16 protein-coding genes are annotated in these 17,959 nt (G+C 39.3%); 6 read left to right on the plus strand and 10 right to left on the minus strand.

What is annotated here, in order from left to right:
* Positions 1-168 precede the first annotated feature (168 nt).
* Positions 169-2,196 carry an ATP-binding protein gene (locus H5186_RS12580; protein ID WP_182794535.1) on the plus strand — a complete coding sequence of 676 codons (2,028 nt, stop codon included), beginning with the start codon at positions 169-171 and terminating at the stop codon, positions 2,194-2,196.
* Positions 2,197-2,440: 244 nt separating this feature from the next.
* Complete coding sequence (locus H5186_RS12585; RefSeq protein ID WP_145234228.1) at positions 2,441-3,304, plus strand: diguanylate cyclase domain-containing protein; 864 nt, start codon at positions 2,441-2,443, stop codon at positions 3,302-3,304.
* Positions 3,305-3,376: 72 nt separating this feature from the next.
* Here the strand turns inward: H5186_RS12585 and H5186_RS12590 are convergent, their stop codons facing one another.
* The 3 genes from H5186_RS12590 to H5186_RS12600 form a co-directional block, all read right to left on the minus strand.
* Positions 3,377-4,240, minus strand: coding sequence for a DMT family transporter (locus H5186_RS12590; protein ID WP_182717761.1), 864 nt, complete (start codon positions 4,238-4,240; stop codon positions 3,377-3,379).
* A 131-nt stretch (positions 4,241-4,371) separates the two neighbouring features.
* Positions 4,372-5,946: a PepSY domain-containing protein gene (locus H5186_RS12595; RefSeq protein WP_145234223.1), complete on the minus strand. Its 1,575-nt coding sequence runs from the start codon at positions 5,944-5,946 to the stop codon at positions 4,372-4,374.
* The gene (locus tag H5186_RS12600) at positions 5,943-6,239 is read right to left on the minus strand and encodes a hypothetical protein (RefSeq protein WP_145234221.1); all 297 of its coding nucleotides are present in this window, start codon (positions 6,237-6,239) and stop codon (positions 5,943-5,945) included. Before H5186_RS12600 ends, H5186_RS12595 begins: the two co-directional genes overlap by 4 nt.
* Positions 6,240-6,595: 356 nt before the next feature.
* Here H5186_RS12600 and H5186_RS12605 point away from each other — a divergent pair, with 356 nt between their 5' ends.
* A complete protein-coding gene (locus tag H5186_RS12605) occupies positions 6,596-8,671 on the plus strand; it encodes a TonB-dependent receptor (RefSeq protein ID WP_182794536.1) in 2,076 nt (691 codons plus the stop codon).
* Between the two features lie 61 nt (positions 8,672-8,732).
* Here the strand turns inward: H5186_RS12605 and H5186_RS12610 are convergent, their stop codons facing one another.
* The 5 genes from H5186_RS12610 to H5186_RS12630 form a co-directional block, all read right to left on the minus strand.
* On the minus strand, positions 8,733-10,394 hold the full coding sequence (locus H5186_RS12610) for a methyl-accepting chemotaxis protein (RefSeq protein ID WP_182767297.1): 1,662 nt from the start codon (positions 10,392-10,394) through the stop codon (positions 8,733-8,735).
* Between the two features lie 228 nt (positions 10,395-10,622).
* Positions 10,623-11,612: a Gfo/Idh/MocA family protein gene (locus H5186_RS12615; protein WP_182794537.1), complete on the minus strand. Its 990-nt coding sequence runs from the start codon at positions 11,610-11,612 to the stop codon at positions 10,623-10,625.
* Between the two features lie 2 nt (positions 11,613-11,614).
* Complete coding sequence (locus H5186_RS12620; protein ID WP_182717765.1) at positions 11,615-12,418, minus strand: class I SAM-dependent methyltransferase; 804 nt, start codon at positions 12,416-12,418, stop codon at positions 11,615-11,617.
* An 8-nt stretch (positions 12,419-12,426) separates the two neighbouring features.
* Positions 12,427-12,798, minus strand: coding sequence for a hypothetical protein (locus H5186_RS12625; protein ID WP_145234209.1), 372 nt, complete (start codon positions 12,796-12,798; stop codon positions 12,427-12,429).
* A 57-nt stretch (positions 12,799-12,855) separates the two neighbouring features.
* Positions 12,856-13,275, minus strand: coding sequence for a DUF3429 domain-containing protein (locus H5186_RS12630; RefSeq protein WP_149980032.1), 420 nt, complete (start codon positions 13,273-13,275; stop codon positions 12,856-12,858).
* A gap of 245 nt (positions 13,276-13,520) precedes the next feature.
* On the opposite strand from H5186_RS12630, the gene ahpC reads away from it, so the two are divergent.
* From ahpC to H5186_RS12645, 3 genes are all read left to right on the plus strand, one after another.
* Entirely contained in the window at positions 13,521-14,090 is a 570-nt protein-coding gene (gene ahpC, locus H5186_RS12635) for an alkyl hydroperoxide reductase subunit C (protein ID WP_145234205.1), read from the plus strand.
* A gap of 103 nt (positions 14,091-14,193) precedes the next feature.
* Complete coding sequence (gene ahpF / locus H5186_RS12640; protein ID WP_182717766.1) at positions 14,194-15,768, plus strand: alkyl hydroperoxide reductase subunit F; 1,575 nt, start codon at positions 14,194-14,196, stop codon at positions 15,766-15,768.
* A gap of 135 nt (positions 15,769-15,903) precedes the next feature.
* Entirely contained in the window at positions 15,904-16,308 is a 405-nt protein-coding gene (locus H5186_RS12645; RefSeq protein WP_182717767.1) for a GFA family protein, read from the plus strand.
* 98 nt (positions 16,309-16,406) lie between these two features.
* Here H5186_RS12645 and H5186_RS12650 read toward each other — a convergent pair whose 3' ends face one another.
* Positions 16,407-16,877 (minus strand): DM13 domain-containing protein, encoded by a 471-nt coding sequence (locus H5186_RS12650; protein ID WP_145234199.1) that lies wholly within the window; start codon positions 16,875-16,877, stop codon positions 16,407-16,409.
* A 200-nt stretch (positions 16,878-17,077) separates the two neighbouring features.
* The gene (locus tag H5186_RS12655; protein WP_259398462.1) at positions 17,078-17,890 is read right to left on the minus strand and encodes a transporter substrate-binding domain-containing protein; all 813 of its coding nucleotides are present in this window, start codon (positions 17,888-17,890) and stop codon (positions 17,078-17,080) included.
* Between the last annotated feature and the right edge of the window lie 69 nt (positions 17,891-17,959).

Here is a 17,959-nt window from a genome sequence, read left to right on the forward strand (position 1 = left end):
CTCTAAGTGTTAAACCTAAATTGAACAAATTTTAATCCCGAAAGGTCAGTCTCCTTAGTAAGGTAAATATTTAATTACACGCTATAATAATTAACCAATATGAAGTGGTTAGATAAGATTTTTTAGCTATAGCATCTGTCGCTATGCAAAATAATACGAGGTATTTATTTGAATTTCCTTCGAAGCTTCCATGATATTGTATCTGATCAAAGTCAAAGTTTTGACGAGAAAACGCATAGTTTGCTCAAGTTTGGGCTTGATGTATTTAATTTAGATATCGCGATTGTTAGTAAAATTGAACAAAATATTTATACCGTGCTCTACGTTATAACACCTGATAATTCTTTAGCTTCTGGTACAACGTTTGATTTAGAAGGCACTTATTGTGTACATACACTCGCAGCAAATGCCGCGCTTACTTTTCATAAAGCGTCGAGTAGTCGCATTGCAAACCACCCATGTTACCTAAATTTCCAGCTCGAATCTTATATTGGGGCGCCAATAAAAGTCGGTTCAAATGTATTCGGTACAGTTAACTTTTCATCACCGGCTGTATCAACTCCCTTTTCACAACAAGCCCATGACTATGTTGAGTTATTTGCACAATGGCTGGGTGCTGAGTTTGCCCGCAAGATCACCAATGAACAGCTTATTAAAAACAACAATACGCTGTTAAAATTAGAGGCTGTAGCAAATATTGGCACGTGGGAAGTTGATTTACTCACTGATAAAGTCACTTGGAGCGAGCAAACACGACGTATTTACCAAGTTAGTGATAGCTATGTTCCTGATCTTAATGCTGCGACTGAATTTTTTAAAGCAGGAGAAAGCAGAGAAAGCATCGTTAATGCAGTGCACTCTGCAATACAAAGTGGCGAGAAATGGCATCTCGACCTCGAACTTGTTACCGCTAATGGACAGACTTTGTGGGTATCAACATTTGGTGAAGCTGAATTATTAAATGGTCGATGTGTGAGGTTATTTGGTACCTTACAAGACGTGACTGAATCGGTCATGCTTCGCGAAGAGTTAAAAAATAAAAAAGCAGAAGCAGAGCGTATGTTAGAAGATAGAAGCATGCTACTAGCTAAAATAAGTCACGAACTCAGGACACCATTGAACGGCATAACCGGAATGTTAACTACGCTATTAGGTGAGCGCCGTGAAGATAAGAGAGTTGAAAAACTAAAGATAGCTTTGCGTAGCGCGGATATTTTACTGAGTATAATTAACGAAGTGCTCGACTTTTCAAAAATAAACCACGGTGAGTTAAAACTCGAACCAAATCATTTTTTATTAAAAACAATTTTTGTTGATCTTGCTTCGTTGTACATTCCATTGTTTAGAGATAGTAAGGTTGATTTTCAAACAAATATAACGATAGCAGATGACTGTTGGGCTTATTGCGATAATGCTCGGCTGAGCCAAATTGCGTCAAACTTATTAAGTAACGCGTTAAAATTCACTGACGAAGGCTTGGTAAAATTTAATGCTGATGTGAATGTAGTCGGTGATAAATTAGCCTTGCATCTTGAAGTGTGTGACAGCGGAAGGGGGATGACTAACTCATTTTTAGATTCATTGTTCTCACCTTTTACACAAGAAATAGACGCCAAAAAGAGTAAAGGTGGTTCCGGCTTAGGCTTGGCAATCGTAAAAGAATTGATTGATTTTATGGGGGGGACAATAACGGTTGATAGTACTTTTAATCAGGGTACGACATTTATCGTGGATATCCCACTTGCAGTCGGCGCAGTACAAATCGAAAATAATCCTCGGGTAAACGTTGTCATAGCGGCAACTAATTTATCGGTTTTAGTTGTTGATGATAACCAAATAAACCGATTGGTACTGGACGCTTCGCTTGAAAAATTAAATATTAAAGCCGATTTTGCAGTTGATGGCGAAGACGCAATTTTAAAGTGTAAGCAAAAAAAATACGATCTTATTTTTATGGATTGCGTGATGCCGCAGCTGGATGGACTTGAGGCCACTAAAATTTTGCGAGCACAACATATTTGTCCTTATGCAGATACCTTAATAGTGGCATTAACTGCAAATACATCATCTACCGATAAAGTTGCGTGCAAAGAAGCTGGCATGGATATGTTTATTTCAAAGCCTTTTAAACTACATTCGATTGAGGAAGCGGTAGTTAATGCTGTAGGAAAGAACAAAACTAAAGAAATAAGCTAGTTTATTAACAGAGAAACATAACGTGGCCTAATATTTGTATGTTTTTTAATGTGGTATTTGATAAAACGCACTATGATTAGTTTTATTATCGCAATATATTATTATTTCTTTATAGCTCTCAACAGCAATGAACCGTATCCTAAGATACGTTATACACTATTACGCAATGATTGATTGCTTAACTGATGGGTACTGTAAATAAATAATAAAGACTGTATTTTTACTGTTTGAGGCATGGAGTTGAATGAAAAATAGTGGTGTGATTTGTCTCTCGGATGTACTTGAACTGATGCTTGACGCTGTTTGCGTGGTTGACAAGCAAGGGGTATTTGTTTTTGTGAGCGCGGCTTTTAAAGACATTTTTGGTTACGAGCCTTGCGAAGTAATTGGTAAACCAATGCTCGACTTTGTTTATAAAGAAGATATTGAGATCACGCTTGACGCAGTAAATACGTTATTATCTGGGGGCTCTAAACCGCGCTTTGAAAATCGTTGGGTGAGAAAAGACGGGCGAGTGGTGCATATATTATGGTCTGTCCGCTGGTCTGATTCACATCAGTTCAGAATTGCTGTTGCTCATGATATCACCGAGCGCAAAAAATTTGAAAAGCAATTACAACATATGGTGGGACATGATCAGTTAACTGGGTTGCCCAATCGCATGCTGTTACTTGACCGAATTCAATCAACATTAACGAAAGCTGACCGACAGCAAGTTGAATTATCGCTACTATTTATAGATTTTGATGGTTTTAAAGAAGTTAATGATTCATATGGGCATCAATGTGGTGATCGATTATTACAAGCCATTGCTGCTCGGCTGCAAGGGTGTATTCGAGGATCTGATACTGTTGGGCGTTTAGGTGGCGACGAATTTTTAGTCTTACTTCATGGGATTAGCTTACGCTCAGACGTACATAAAACAGCTGAAAAAATCCGCAAAGAGTGCGAACAAGCTTTTGTGATAGATGAACATTCATTACAGCTTTCAGTCAGTATCGGTATCGCCAGTTATCCTGAAATGGGCGAGAATGAACAACAACTTATTCAACATGCAGATCAAGCAATGTATGTTGCAAAAAATGCAGGGGGTAATCGTATTGTCTAAACACGTTACTCCCCTTTGATCAAAATCAACATTTAGCTTTATAACTAATATTTTTACGTCTTTTTTGGTTTGTTAGTTGCTGTCTTTACTTGTAGACATTGAACTGCCAACCGATGCAACTATCACCAAAAGAATGGCTAACCATTGCCAAAGAGTTAATAACTCGCCTAAAATTATAAAGCCAGCAAGTGCCGCAATAGCGGGCTCTAAGCTCATCATAATACTAAACCCTTGTGCAGGCATATTACGCAGTGCAACCATTTCCAGCGTATAAGGTAGGGCACTTGACATAATAGCAACCAATAAACCTAAAGGGATCACTTCCCAGCTTAGTAGTGCACCACCTTGAGAAATAGCACCATAAGGCACTAATATAAGCGCCGCGACACTCATACCAAGGGCAACAGTCATCCCGCCAGAGCTTTGATTACCCGTTTTTTTGCCAAATAAGATATAGCCAGCCCAACACGCACCAGCTCCCAGTGCCAGAATCACGCCCAGTAGATCGAGACTTTCTTCACCTTTCATATCCGGGAGCAACATTACGATCCCCGATATAGCACAGGCGACCCAAAATAAATCTCGCTTACGTCGCGATGATAGCAGCGCTACCGCTAACGGGCCGGTAAATTCAAGGGCGACCGCAATCCCCAATGGAATACGCGCAATGGCGTAGTAAAAAAAAATGTTCATACCGCCTAAGCATAAGCCATAAACAATAATTGGCATGCGTTGACCCAGTGGCGGAAAGGCGCGCCAAGGTTTAAACACTAAGCACAATATCGTTGCTGAAAAACCTAAACGAAGTGCGGTTGTCCCTTCAGGGCCAATTAATGGAAATAGTTGCTTAGCAATTGAAGCGCCTGACTGAATAGTCACCATGGCAAGTAATACACATATAACAGCAATGAAAAAAGGAGAAATAACTCGAGACATAACGTATAAAAAATGAAAAAGGAAATTATCTGCAGAGTGTACAGATTAATGTAACAATTTAATATATTTGCGATAAATAGCAGCCATTAAGTGATGCAGGCTCACGTATTAAACAATGCGTGAGCCTTTATTTACCTTATGAACTCTATTGTTTTGTGATCCAGAATTACTTTATCTTTAATGGGTTTTTGCTTTAAGCGTTTAGCGATAAAGAAAAACATAACTGAGAAAAGTGTGGCTATAAAATCAACAGAATAGCTTTCGTAATAGGGGAGCAGAGCTAAATTATTCAGGCCTTGAATAACACTCGAGATGGGTAAACATACGGTTAAAATCGATAATGTTATTAAGCCAGTATAGCTTGCTTTATTAGCGCCTAGTGTAAAGCAGTAGGCTAAGGAAATAAAAAAAACAACATAATAACACTGCATATAATGGTGATTAATGTTATTTATCAGTATGTTACTCCATTTTGCTAACAATAATACTGCAACAACAGCGAGCATGGATCCTAAACACACGCCAATCGTTAACTTTGCCATAATATGTGTGCCGGTTTTATTTGCATCTTTTTTCATTCGTTTGTCTATCCATAATAAGTTGCCTGAATAAAAAAGCAATGCGCCGAATAGTCCCATTATAAAGTAAGCCCAGCGACCCCACTCACCGCCATATGTTCCAAAATGCAGTGAAAAGATACTCGCGACAAAATTGCCCCAGAAGCTTTCTTCACCCTGTGGGTAAGTTGATCCGCTGATCTCTAAAGTATACGGGTTCATAAATAAATAATCCGTATCAGGTCCACGTACCACTGCAGAATCATTACTCATTTTAAATACAGCGGAAGGGGACGCTAAATTCAATCGACTGTAGCTAATATGTATTGGCTCATAGCCTGTAGCATAGCCCTTAGCCGCTAGTATTTGTGTATCAATACGTTTCAGTTCGCTGATGTTATAAGCGTGTGTTGCGGTTGGGGGACGCTCAAATAGTGGTTTGTCACCATAAAACTGGGCCAAACCATCATAAATTAAGTCGTGAAAAGCAAATACAATAACAGTAAACGCAATGATCAAATGAAAGGGCAAACTCGCAACGCCAATAAGGTTATGGCTATCTAACCAAAAGCGACTCGGGCCTTTTTCTTTTCGCAGCGCAAAAAATGTTTTTACCAGTGTTGGTAAAAGGATAATTACACCGGACACCAAGGCTAAAAAATACAGTCCTGCAGCAATACCAAGAATGTAAACGCCAGATTGGTCGTGGCCAATTTCACCAATAAAGCCTGCGGTACGGTGTAGGTAATCGATTAAATCAGCAAGTTTATGTTCTGCTTGATCAGCAATTATCAGCTTTTGATCTTCATCAAGATATGCTGTTTGCTGTTGATTATCTAGGTGCATGCCACGAGCTTGACCTTGTGTATACCACGACAGTGGCGCAGCTGTTGTTAAAAGGTCGAGTTCAAAACCTTTTGCCATTTGCTCAGGATAAACAGTGATGGCTTTGTCGACTAAGCTTTGATAGTTTGTAGTAGTGGGATCGGTAAGTGGTGCAGTAGTTGGCTCTGCCCATTGTTGGATTTCATGTTTAAACATGGTCAAACTACCAGCATAAAAGCCGATGAAAAGTACTAAACCTGCAATGATCCCCGTCCATGTATGCACACCTTGGTAGGTGCGTAAAATATCGGCTCTTACTTTCATAATCCACCCCTTAACAGCAAAAATAAACTATACAAGATAACATTTGCTCCACCGAGTATGAGCCAAGCTTGCCTCGCTGAATTAAATAAATAAGTAAAACTAAAGAGCGTGAGCCATAAAATCGGGATCATCCACATATTAAATTGAACCTTGTCTTGGGCATCAATTCCGCCTGGGCCGTACCAAGCAAAAAAAGCAATCAGAATATAAGCCAGCGCTAAACCCAGCAATACACCAGCTAAACTTTTACCAAGCCAAGTTGGTTGAATTTTTTGTCTTTGCTCAGATGTCATTTCTTAGCCCTTTCACTTTAATTAAGCTTGCAAATGGCATGACCATTAAAGCGAGCATCAGTATTAAAATAATAAAGAAGCTTGCTGCTAATTTAGACAGTGTAGAAAAAGAAATGATAATTGCAGTTATAAACAGCATTAGCGCAAGTGTACGCCAGTGTTTAGAAATAGGTTTAGTAAGTAATCTTTGATGGCGATTACTGCAGTAGAGCACAGTTATAGCAATGAGTAAGATAACAATAACGGTAAATTGAGACATAAGAGCAATAATAGTTTATTTTTAATGCCATTCTAAATGATAAGTAAACTCAATTGCAATACTGTAGTTGATATGGTATTTTTTCGCGCAATTTAAAATGTCTCAAAAAAAGGAAATTATTTTGGCTGCTTTATTTAAACGCAATAAGCTTTCACTGCTTATTGCCAGCGCGCTGTTATTTACTCAAGCTCAGGTATTAGCAGATGATGAGGGTAATCGCGAATCAATCGATACTATCGTTGTTACGGGTGAAAAAATAGCAAAATCACTTAAAGACACTATTACCTCAGTTGCGGTCGTCGATAAGTCGTTATTAGAAAATGGTCAGCTAGCATCTGTTTCAGAAGCGCTTGCAGAAATGGCGAATGTAGTGGTGTTAACGGGGTCAGTTCCTGATATGCGTGGTGTGTCAGGTAACGGTGGAGCAACAGGGTTTAATTCGTTTAGTGGTGGCTCTAAAGCGCGAGTATCAACGTTAGTTGACGGTGTAGGTCAGCCGTTTGTCGCTGATTTAACCGGTGATACTGGTTTGTGGGATATGGAGCAAATAGCAGTGTATCGAGGTCCACAATCAACAAGTAATGGTCGTAATAGCATTGCTGGCGCTGTTTATATGACAACCAAAGCACCGACTCAAGACTTTGAAGGCGCAGTGCGAGTCGGTTACCGCAATCAAGATAGCTACCTTGACACCGCAGCCGTTGTTTCCGGTGCATTAGTTGAAGATCTACTTGCTTTTAGGTTATCGACTCAATATGTTGATGGTGAAACTTACAGTAACCCAACTGTCTATGAAACAAATCCGACAGATCGCGATCTAAATAAATTAAACACCTCAAGCACCCGAGCAAAATTACTTTATACTCCATTTGATGATCTATCAATTCAACTAAGTTATTCAAACTACAGTGAAAAAGGAAATTCTGGTCGTCATTATTATGAAGGTGACAACCCATCTGATTATATACCACTGTTTCAACGTATAATGGATACAGATTCAGATACAACACAAATCGATTTTGAATATAAGATTGATGAGAACTTCTCTGTGGATCTGCTGGTGGCATATATGGATTATCATTGGGCGTTTGATGCTTATGAGCCGCTAGCAACAGCAGAATCTGATGTTACTATGGATGAAAAAAATATTACCATTGATGGTAAATTAAACTTCGGTCTTAGTAGTGATTTTTACTCAGGTTTTATTGGCTTAGCTTATTTCGATCGAGATCAAGATTTCGACAGTACTGGAGCAACAGATTATTTTGGTGATGATAGCAGTGATTCGATAGCTATTTACTCAGAGGCAAGCTTCAACCTAACAGATAAGTTAATAGTAACAGGTGGCTTGCGGGTTGAACATGAAAGTCAACTTCGTAACTTTAACATGGCATTTAGAGGCGATACCTTAGCTGAACAGCTAGATGATTCTAATACTATTAAATTACCTACCTTAGCTATTCAATACAAAGTTACCGAGGCAACTACTTTATCAGCCAGTGCGCGGCGTGGTTATAATTCCGGCGGTGGTGCACTCGACTTTAATGCTGAAGATTATTATTACTATGATGAAGAAACTGTTAATACCTATGAGGTAGGCACACGTAGTGTATTAAATAACGGCGACATTAATATCAGTGCAAATGTCTTTTACAATAACTTTGACGGTTATCAGGCATTAAGTTCAGATCGTAGAATTACTAATATCGATGACGCTCATAGTTATGGTTTAGAGCTTGAGGCTTACAGTATGTTAGGTGAGCAATGGCAGTTACATGCTGGTCTAGGATTGTTAAAAACAAAAATTGACGCATCTACAACGTATTCTGAAGCGGTTGGTAACGAACTTAATTCAGCCCCTTCATTTACAGCCAGTTTAGGTCTGTCTCATTGGTTTACTGACAACCTTAAAATCAATGTCAGTGCAAATTATGTCGATGAGTATTACGGTGATCTTACTAACAGTGAAGAGCGCATGGCAGGTGATTACACTATTACTCGCGCTACAATAAGCTATGACACAATGAATTGGTTAATTAGCGCTTATATTAATAATGCCTTTGATGAACAAGGTTATACCAGTGTAGAGCCTGTAAGTGGCAGGTATCCAACTGGTTATGTCTCTGTTGTTAGCCCACAAACATTAGGTGCTTCAGTTACTTATCGTTTTTAGCTACTCTAAAACCTTAGGCTGTTGCTGTATAAAAGCCTGAGGTTTTTAATCCAGAGATCCGTTAACTTAATTTAAACTTATTTATTTGTGTATTTAAATTAATCGCAACTTGCGCGAGTTCACTAGACGAAGACGAAATTTGTGCGGTTTGCGACTTCGACTGCATACTGGCATCTTGAATACCAGTTAAGCGTTCAGCTATATCTTCGGTTACTTGTGCTTGTTGCTCGGATGCAGCTGCAATGGTTCGGTTTGCATCTGAAATTAAGCGCACTTGGGTGCTTATTTCTTTGAGCATTGAGCCCACTTTTTCTGAGTTTGATACTGCGTCTTTAACCCGCGTATCACTGCTACGGATCCGTTCGGTTACAGCGTTACTTGCAGACTGTAAGCTATTGATTTTTTGTTGTATCTCAACTGTTGAGCTTTGTGTTCTGCTCGCTAATGTCCTTACCTCGTCGGCAACGACGGCAAAACCTCGACCTTGTTCGCCAGCTCGTGCGGCCTCAATTGCAGCATTAAGTGCTAATAGATTAGTTTGTTCAGCAATATTGCTGATCACATTTAAGATCACCGCTACTTCGTTAACTGAAGATTCGAGATCATTTAAATCATTAATTGACTCGGTTAATATTTCAGCAACCGATTCGACAGAATGAATACTCTGATTAACGACATCGATCCCTGCTTGTGTTTTAGCATCTGCATCTCCTGCGTTTTGAGCCGCTTCAGAGCAGTTTTTTGATACTTCTTTGACGGCGGTGGAGTTTTCATATACTGAACTTGAGATCACCTCAATTGCTTGACTCTGCTCGTCATTAAGCAGTCTTGCCTGCTGTGCAATAGAATCTAGCTCGTTTGCAGCAATTTGGGCTTGTTGGGATTGCGAGTTAATTTCTGACAGTAAGGTAGATAGTTTATCGATCATAATATTAAAACTGGCTGATAACTCTGCAATTTCATCGTTACCGGAGTGAGCAATTTTATGCGTTAAATCACCATTGGCGATTCGTTGTGCTTCATTGACTAATAGCGTGGTTGTCTTTATTACGCGCTTCTCAAGCTGTAAGTAGCATAAAATTAAAATAGTGATTATAACTAATACCATCACAATACTAATAAGGCTTAAATTAGCAACACGATTGTTATTATTCATTACTTCTTGCAAGCTGCTGTTTTCTACCGCAGCTAAAAATTCTTGCACCGGTGTCTGTATTTTAGCTACTTCATCCATATATCCCTTATCGGTTAGCAGTCCTATTGCCTGTACCCACTGTTTTGATTCGCTCGTATTTAATAATGATGGTGATTGCCCAGCAAAACTACTTACCAATTGAAAAGCTTGTTCTTCAGTGTTGACTAACTGCAAAGAGAGCGAGTTAGATTTATTTAGCAAAGCAAGTTCTTGTTCATTTACATTAAATTCTTTTAAGCGATCAATATAAGATTTTTTACGACCGTCTAACCAGGGTTCAGTTCCTTCAATTTGATTTACAAGTTCATAGTATTGTTTTTTATAGCTAGGTTGTAGGGTGACAACATATTGTCGGGCGAGTTCTGTTAGCTCGATAGAGTTGGAGGCCGACAGCTTAGCAAAATGACTTAGCTGATAGCGTTGCTGAGCTGATTGTTGACTATCAGATAATCCTGTTTTTAACAGTAATATGATAATGAGTAGCCCTGCTGCAATTGTGATTGCTAGAGCAAAAACAGTTCTTAGCATTAATCTTATTGTCAAAATTGCCTCTGATGCGATTTAATAATAATGCTAAATAACTATAGAATATAATTTCAATTAACTAAAGAATTCATGAATTTTATTTGCAAACTAGGAAGATTTGGATACGCATTAAATTAGTGAGCAGATTGCAAGAGTATGATAAAAGTGACAACAACATTGACAAGCCTCAAAGCATTGAGGCGTTGTTTTGCGTGAATAATATTTTGTAGCTTATAGTTGGTCGGCTGGATAAATAACACCAAGTTGCTGTCTTGCTTTATCAAGTACAGCCATCACATTGATACTTAGTTGATGGGTATTGATAGGTGATTCGAGTTGTCCTGCGTTGGCAATTGTAATGAAATGGGCAACTTCGTGGCGCATAAAGTGTTCATCAAATGGCTGTGATAATTCTTCAACACTGCCATCATTAGCAATAAATTGTATCTGTTTTAATAACGAAACGGCTTCAATTCTGATACGGCCCAGCTCACCTTGGATTTCTGTAAAATTATCACCTTGAGATATTTTTGAATAACTGATCACTGCTTGCTTATCACTATAATTTAGTAATACATCACCAGCACCATCTACCCCTGTTTCAAGTAATACTCCACTGGCTTTTACCGTGTTTGGTGCACCCCAAAGTGCAATCAAGATATATAGCGGATAAACCCCTAAATCGACGAGCGCACCATTAGCGAATGCTGGCAAAAAGGTGTTAGGGCGCTCACCATTTTTGTATTTATCATAGCGTGATGAATATTGACTATACTGACCTATGTATTTACGTGGCGTCCCAATTTTGGCAATGGCTTGTTGTAAAACGGCAAAGTTAGGCAAGTGAGTGGTCATCATCGCTTCCATATAAAGGCGATTATTTTGTTTTGCTGCGTCCACTATCGCGGCTAATTCTTGGCTATTTGCTGCTGCAGGTTTTTCACCTAACACGTGTTTTCCTGCATTTAAACAGGCCACAGCATAGCTTTTATGCAAACTATTGGGGGCTGCTATATATACAGCGTCTACACTGTCGTCGCTGCATACTTGCTCAATAGTCGTAAATACTTTTGCATTTTTTATAGCGTGCTTAGCTAAAAATGCATGACCGCTTTGTTCGGCTCGCGAACATACGCCATATAATGAAAACTCACTGACTGTTTTAGCCGCTGCAAGTAAAGTATCGCTAATAAAATTAGTGCCGACTATCACAAAATTCATGGTCACTCCTGATTGTTGAATTGTGCAAGCCAAGCTTGCCAGTCTGCCTCAAAGCCTAACATTTGTTGGTGCTTTTTAGCTAATAGGTGTTTTTGTTTATCTTCACTGGCTTGAAATGGACCTACTCGGCACAGCGAACAGCTATCAACTGCTAAGTAGCTTGGTATAGTTAATCGATTATGGAGTTCAGTCGTTTCTTTGGGGCTGAATACATAAGTGGTGCCACTGGTGTCTTTTACGTGTTTGTCACGATCAACATTACGGATTTTATAGCCAGGGAAAGGACTGATATCAAATGGCATTTGGCCGATATAGCGTGATGCTAAGCCATAATTTAAGCTGCCTTCAATATTCCACTCACGATATGGTTTAACATCTTTTGAGGTGATGTAGCACAACATTGGGCCATTGTTATCAAGAGCATAGCTGGTGGCATATTTAATATATTGGTGTAGCAAAGCCCGGTTGAGGGTGTTCATACTGGTTGTTTGGGTGTTTTCACGATAAGCACTCTCCCCGACAAAAGCAGGAATAAGCGGAAATTGAAAAATCACCACATCAAATAGCTCGCCATTTAAGCGTTGCCAGGCTTGTGGGTCAGTCACATCAAAACTATCAAGTACCGTAATGTGATGATCTTGCAGTGCATTTAGTGCGTTATCAGCATATTTGGAGGTGATCGTGGCTGCACTATCATAGGTAGAAGCAACTAACTTGGCCGGCTTTAGATCAGTAGATAAAGCATGAGAAAACGATAAGTCGCCATCGCCAACGGTAAGGATCCGCCAATTAGGATTTAAATACATTAATTCAATTATTCTAGTGGTGTGTTTTTAGCATCATGATCAATTAAACGTAAAAACGCTAAGCGAGTCTTTAGTCCTTCAATCGCGATTTGTTTGATAATTAAATTAAACGTGATTAATACTGCAAACGCAATATGAATAGGGCCATGAGTAAAGCCTGCGTCAGGATCGAAGAGCATTAAGCCAAACAGTAAAAAGAGTACCACGAGTGCAATTTCAAGCCATTGATTAGAATAAAACGATAATCGGCCTTCACTCTTATGATCTTTCTTGATTTGAATAGCACAAAAAAAAGGGATCACTTTAATTTTGAAATGAGCGCTTTTCTCAACATAGTTTTCACCGAGTTGATCAAGCTGTTGGCGCAATTGGTCTATCATTTTAGTTCCTCAAAAAGCAGTGCACGGATGGTACATTAATCCGTTTTAAAGGGCGAGCTAGTTAGGGTATAAACTAATGCCTATTACTAATATATGGCAAACAAACACCACTGAGGTTAATACAAAGCGCATTTTTTGATAATCAGCATGGTAGCTTTGCCATTGCGGGCTGGTTTTTTCAAATAGTAATACCAGCCAAAAACTAACCGCTAACCAAGCCAAGGTTATGTGTTGTGGTAAAAAAGCTAAAAAGCCAAGCGGTAAAATCGGTAGTATAGCCTTAATCGCATCTCGATAACTCTGTTGTCCAGCGTGCCATAAGTTACCACTCATAAAAGCCAAAATTGCAATACTATAAAAAGTAAAAAACTGCATATTAAAGTTATTACTACCGACTAATAACGGCCAACCGACACACGCTAAAAAGGGCAATAAGCCTAAATAGCCTAACTGGATATGATTGATGAATTTATTCATGGCTTACCCCAAAATTAACTAAAAATACGTATTCGCGATATTTTTCAGTGAGCATTGTAACATTAGACGCAAAAAAAGCTTTAGCCCTATCTGTCCAGATGACAATGACCGCTTCAGTCAATAAAATCGATTGAATTAATCTAAACAATCAATTTTATTAATTTTTATTTACACCTTATTGTATTACTCAAGCCAACGCAGCAACCTGCGTTGTTTACACTTTAAATAAACAAATGAGGAATACTATGAGCACTTCATTAATTAACACTAAATTACAACCTTTCAATGCAACGGCTTACCACAATGGTGATTTTGTTGAACTATCAGAACAAGATGTTTTAGGTAAGTGGTCTATTTTCTTTTTCTACCCAGCTGATTTTACCTTTGTATGTCCTACGGAACTGGGTGATGTTGCAGATCACTACGCGCAATTACAAGAAATGGGTGTAGAGGTTTACTCCGTATCGACTGATACTCACTTTACTCACAAAGCATGGCACGATACATCAGACACTATTGGTAAAATTACTTACCCTATGATCGGTGACCCAACAGGACGTATTACACGTAACTTTGGTGTAATGATCGAAGACGAAGGCCTAGCACTTCGCGGTACGTTTGTAATGAACCCTGAGGGCGAAATCAAAATCATTGAAACACATGATTTAGGTATTGGCCGTAGTGCCAAAGAACTAGTACGTAAAGTACAAGCGGCACAATACATTGCGACTCATGATGGTGAAGTATGTCCGGCTTCTTGGCAGCCAGGTGAAGAAACATTAGCACCATCGCTTGATTTAGTTGGCAAAATTTAAATCTACTATTACAAAGCATTAATATGCTTGAAGGCTCATCATCACAATTTTATTAAGCACATTAGCGTGATGATGGGCATTTTTGCTAAAACAAGGGTAAGTCATGTTAGATACCAACATTAAAAATCAATTAAAAAGTCACTTTGCAGCTATTGCTGATCCTGTTGAGCTACTTATCGCCTTGGATGACAGCAAAAAATCAATAGAAATTGACAATTTAGCCAACGATATTGCGTCGTTGAGCGACAAATTTTTGGTGCGAGATAATCCAGATAGTGGCGTACGCCGTCCATCAATAACGGTATCTTCACCTATTCGAGATAGCCAAATTACCTTTGCTGGTGTGCCGATGGGGCATGAGTTTACCAGTTTGGTATTAGCGTTGTTACATACGGGCGGGCATCCGAGTAAGGCGTCGGCTGCAGATCTTGACCAAATCAAGTCACTGACTCAGCCACTTGAGTTTGAAGTGTATATTTCATTAAGTTGCCAAACATGCCCGCAAGTCGTACAAGCGCTTAATTTAATGGCTGCTAATAATAGCAACATCAAAGCAACTATGATTGATGGGGCATTATTTCAAGATGAAGTAGAGCAGCGAAATATACTTGCAGTACCCGCGGTGTACTTAAATGGCCAGCCCTTTAGCCAAGGTGCGATGAGCTTAACTGATATTTTAAATAAAGTTGATAGTAAAGGGGCAGAGCGCCAAGCCGCTTCTCTCAATGAAAAATCACAATTTGATGTGCTTGTCGTAGGTGGTGGTCCTGCTGGTGCATCTGCAGCAATTTATTCAGCACGTAAGGGCTTAAATACGGGCATTGTTGCTGACCGGTTTGGTGGACAAGTAGCTGATACGCTAGCAATCGAAAATTTTATATCTATTAAAGCAACCGAGGGGCCTAAGCTCGTAGCTCAGCTTGAAGAGCATGTTAAAGAGTACGATGTAGATGTCATGCATAATCAACGAGCCGTCGCTCTTAGTTATAAAAATGGTTATGAAATCACGCTTGAAAACGGAGCTGTGCTCAGTACTAAATCGTTAGTACTGGCAACGGGCGCTCGCTGGCGTGAAATGAACGTAGCTGGTGAACAACAATACCGTGGTCATGGTGTAGCGTATTGTCCACATTGTGATGGACCGTTATTTAAAGGCAAACCTGTTGCCGTTATTGGTGGTGGTAATTCGGGTATAGAAGCGGCAATTGATTTAGCTAATATTGTTGAGCACGTTACGGTACTTGAATTTGCAGATACGTTACGCGCCGATGACGTCCTTATTCGTAAAGCCAATAGCTTAGAGAATATCACCATTATTAAGAATGCCCAGACTACAGAAGTACTCGGTGATGGTAAAAAAGTGACGGGCTTAAGCTATACTGACCGCACCTCAGGTGAGAACAAACAGTTAAACTTAGCCGGTATATTTGTGCAAATTGGCTTAATACCTAACACTGAATGGTTAAAAGACAGTAATGTTGAACTCAGTCAGTTTGGCGAAATAATAATAGATGCAAAAGGAGCGACATCTTTAGCGGGAGTATATGCTGCGGGAGATGCAACGACCACACCATTTAAGCAAATCATCATTGCGATGGGCAGTGGTGCAACAGCAAGCCTAGGGGCATTTGATTACTTAATTCGTCAAACACCTAGTGAAGAGCAACGCGTAGCATAAATCAAATTATAGTCTCTTGATATAACAGCTCCCACCCATAGCTGTTTGTTCACCCAAGCCGCCCTCTCCAAAGGCGGCTTTTTTGGATAAAAAATTGTGCTAGTATTTAGGCTTATTTTTTTAAAGAGTTTTAGCATGTATCAAGGAAGTTGTTTGTGTAACAAGGTCACAGTGCAAATTGATGGCCCGATCCAGAGCATTATTCATTGCCACTGCTCGTTGTGTCGTAAAGCCAGTGGCACTGCATTTGCAACCAATGGATTTATCTCTCGTGTTGACTTTAAAGTAACCAAAGGCAATGAGTGGTTAAGCAGCTTTGAATTTAAACCAGGGCGTATCCGCTATTTTTGTAGTGCATGCGGTAGCCCAATTTACAGTGAAAACCTTGATGATATAAGCAGACTAAGGTTGCGTCTGGGTATACTCGATAGTGATATTACAGAGCGGCCAATTAGTCATAATTTTGTCAGCTCAAAAGCGAATTGGGAGCAAATAAATGCTGATATCCCACACTATGATGGTTTTGAACCGACCCGCTAAGTTCGTTGGCTGATAGTGTTTTTATAATAAGTAAACTGGTAAATAGTCTGTGCCGCAACTCTCTGTTGCTTTTAAAGCAGTTGTTTCCCAGTACTTGTTCATTGGTACTGAGCCGCGGTTATAAATTGTTCAAAACTCTCACACCACACAATAACAGTGTTAAAGCGTGCAATATTAATATCGGCTGGCACCTTAATTATAAAACCATCGAATGTATTTATGCTTGCAACCCTTGTCATTGTGCCTTTATAGGCTAAAAAATCGGCTTCATTATCAATAAAGCGATTAGCTAAATAAAGTTGGTAATCTGGGCCTGGGCTCAAGGTGCCATCAAAAGAGATCATTGCATTGGTTAATCTGACTTGGCCGTTACCATAATGCAAAGCATCGGAGCCTGCGAGGTCAGCTTTGAATTCACCACTATAAAGTGCTTGCTGAGCATGTGTGGCTAGCTCAAGTTTGCTGGGGGATGGTGGGGCCGTTAAAATTGGCAGTGTGTATAACCCCGCAACAAAGCCAACACAAAATATCATCAGATAAACGACTACCTGCCACAATTTACGCATCATAATAAGACCTTATCCATGAGAGTATTCAGTATATAGGGCAAAACAAGCGGATGCCTTCATCTATAGTTATAAGCTAGCTTACAAAATTGGATTGGGCGAGTTCAATCTTCATTTAAGTATTTACTTTATTAGGGTGCTTGACCCTATTGTGAACTGACTTAGTTGTTAGCTCGCAATAAGTAATGTGAGCTATGGTGTCGCTAATTTAGGTGAAAAACTTTTCTCGATGATAATGCGAGATCTCGTTCTTTTTCACCAAAAAATTGTTGATAAAGCTGCGCAAACTTACCGTTTTTTTGAAGTTTTAGTAACCCTGCCTCTAACTCCATTAGTAAAGCATCGTTTTGTTTATGAGTGTAAAAATAATAATGACTCGGGTATTGCAACATGATCGTTGGTTCAATCATTAAGTTTTGATGCTGCAGTTTAGTCACCTCAGCGGCAATAGCTGATACAGAGCGAGGAAAATAATCTGCCAAACCTGTCTCGAGTGCTCTAGTCATGCCTTTATAATCTAGCTCACCATTAACAGTGAAGCCATTGCGGATAAGTACATCATAATCAGACCAACTTTGCTTTTGTAATGCGATTAAAGGCTTAAGCTGTGCTGAAGTTGATATTTCAGCGAAGCGCGGTTGTTGATTTTTATTAATTATTAGTAATCGCTTGCCGTGTAAACCTTGGTAAATTGACAATGAGGTATGATGTAAATCTGGGTAGCTAGTAGCAGGGAGCGATAGCCAAGCTAAATTAATACTGCTTGCTTTTGACAACTCTTCCACCACGCGTTTTTTATTCATTGGTCTAATGGAGTATATAAAATTAACCTGTTTTCCTTGCTCAGCAAAGGCGAGCGTTAACAGCGCATGAATATAGTGATTACGAGGGGTATCGGTGTTGCTGGGGCTGGCTAAATGAAGATTAACGATTGCTTCATTTGCGTGTACAAAGCTAGTAAACGCCAGAGGCAATAACAATAACCAGAGCACGCCAAAATTATACAATTTCATCATTGAGCTATAACTTAAAATTTTATGACTCTAGTATAGCAAAATTATAATACCTTATTTTTGCAAAAAATA

Origin of the sequence: Pseudoalteromonas sp. SG41-2 (assembly GCF_014164535.1) — a bacterium.
Classification (GTDB): domain Bacteria; phylum Pseudomonadota; class Gammaproteobacteria; order Enterobacterales; family Alteromonadaceae; genus Pseudoalteromonas; species Pseudoalteromonas rhizosphaerae.

What these genes read in the sequence shown, in the direction of transcription:
- H5186_RS12585 (WP_145234228.1), top strand. Translation starts at nt 2,441, where the DNA reads ATGAAAAATAGTGGTGTGATTTGTCTCTCGGATGTACTTGAACTGATG.
- H5186_RS12590 (WP_182717761.1), bottom strand. Translation starts at nt 4,240, where the DNA reads ATGTCTCGAGTTATTTCTCCTTTTTTCATTGCTGTTATATGTGTATTA.
- H5186_RS12595 (WP_145234223.1), bottom strand. Translation starts at nt 5,946, where the DNA reads ATGAAAGTAAGAGCCGATATTTTACGCACCTACCAAGGTGTGCATACA.
- H5186_RS12600 (WP_145234221.1), bottom strand. Translation starts at nt 6,239, where the DNA reads ATGACATCTGAGCAAAGACAAAAAATTCAACCAACTTGGCTTGGTAAA.
- H5186_RS12605 (WP_182794536.1), top strand. Translation starts at nt 6,596, where the DNA reads ATGTCTCAAAAAAAGGAAATTATTTTGGCTGCTTTATTTAAACGCAAT.
- H5186_RS12610 (WP_182767297.1), bottom strand. Translation starts at nt 10,394, where the DNA reads ATGCTAAGAACTGTTTTTGCTCTAGCAATCACAATTGCAGCAGGGCTA.
- H5186_RS12615 (WP_182794537.1), bottom strand. Translation starts at nt 11,612, where the DNA reads ATGAATTTTGTGATAGTCGGCACTAATTTTATTAGCGATACTTTACTT.
- H5186_RS12620 (WP_182717765.1), bottom strand. Translation starts at nt 12,418, where the DNA reads ATGTATTTAAATCCTAATTGGCGGATCCTTACCGTTGGCGATGGCGAC.
- H5186_RS12625 (WP_145234209.1), bottom strand. Translation starts at nt 12,798, where the DNA reads ATGATAGACCAATTGCGCCAACAGCTTGATCAACTCGGTGAAAACTAT.
- H5186_RS12630 (WP_149980032.1), bottom strand. Translation starts at nt 13,275, where the DNA reads ATGAATAAATTCATCAATCATATCCAGTTAGGCTATTTAGGCTTATTG.
- ahpC (WP_145234205.1), top strand. Translation starts at nt 13,521, where the DNA reads ATGAGCACTTCATTAATTAACACTAAATTACAACCTTTCAATGCAACG.
- ahpF (WP_182717766.1), top strand. Translation starts at nt 14,194, where the DNA reads ATGTTAGATACCAACATTAAAAATCAATTAAAAAGTCACTTTGCAGCT.
- H5186_RS12645 (WP_182717767.1), top strand. Translation starts at nt 15,904, where the DNA reads ATGTATCAAGGAAGTTGTTTGTGTAACAAGGTCACAGTGCAAATTGAT.
- H5186_RS12650 (WP_145234199.1), bottom strand. Translation starts at nt 16,877, where the DNA reads ATGATGCGTAAATTGTGGCAGGTAGTCGTTTATCTGATGATATTTTGT.
- H5186_RS12655 (WP_259398462.1), bottom strand. Translation starts at nt 17,890, where the DNA reads ATGATGAAATTGTATAATTTTGGCGTGCTCTGGTTATTGTTATTGCCT.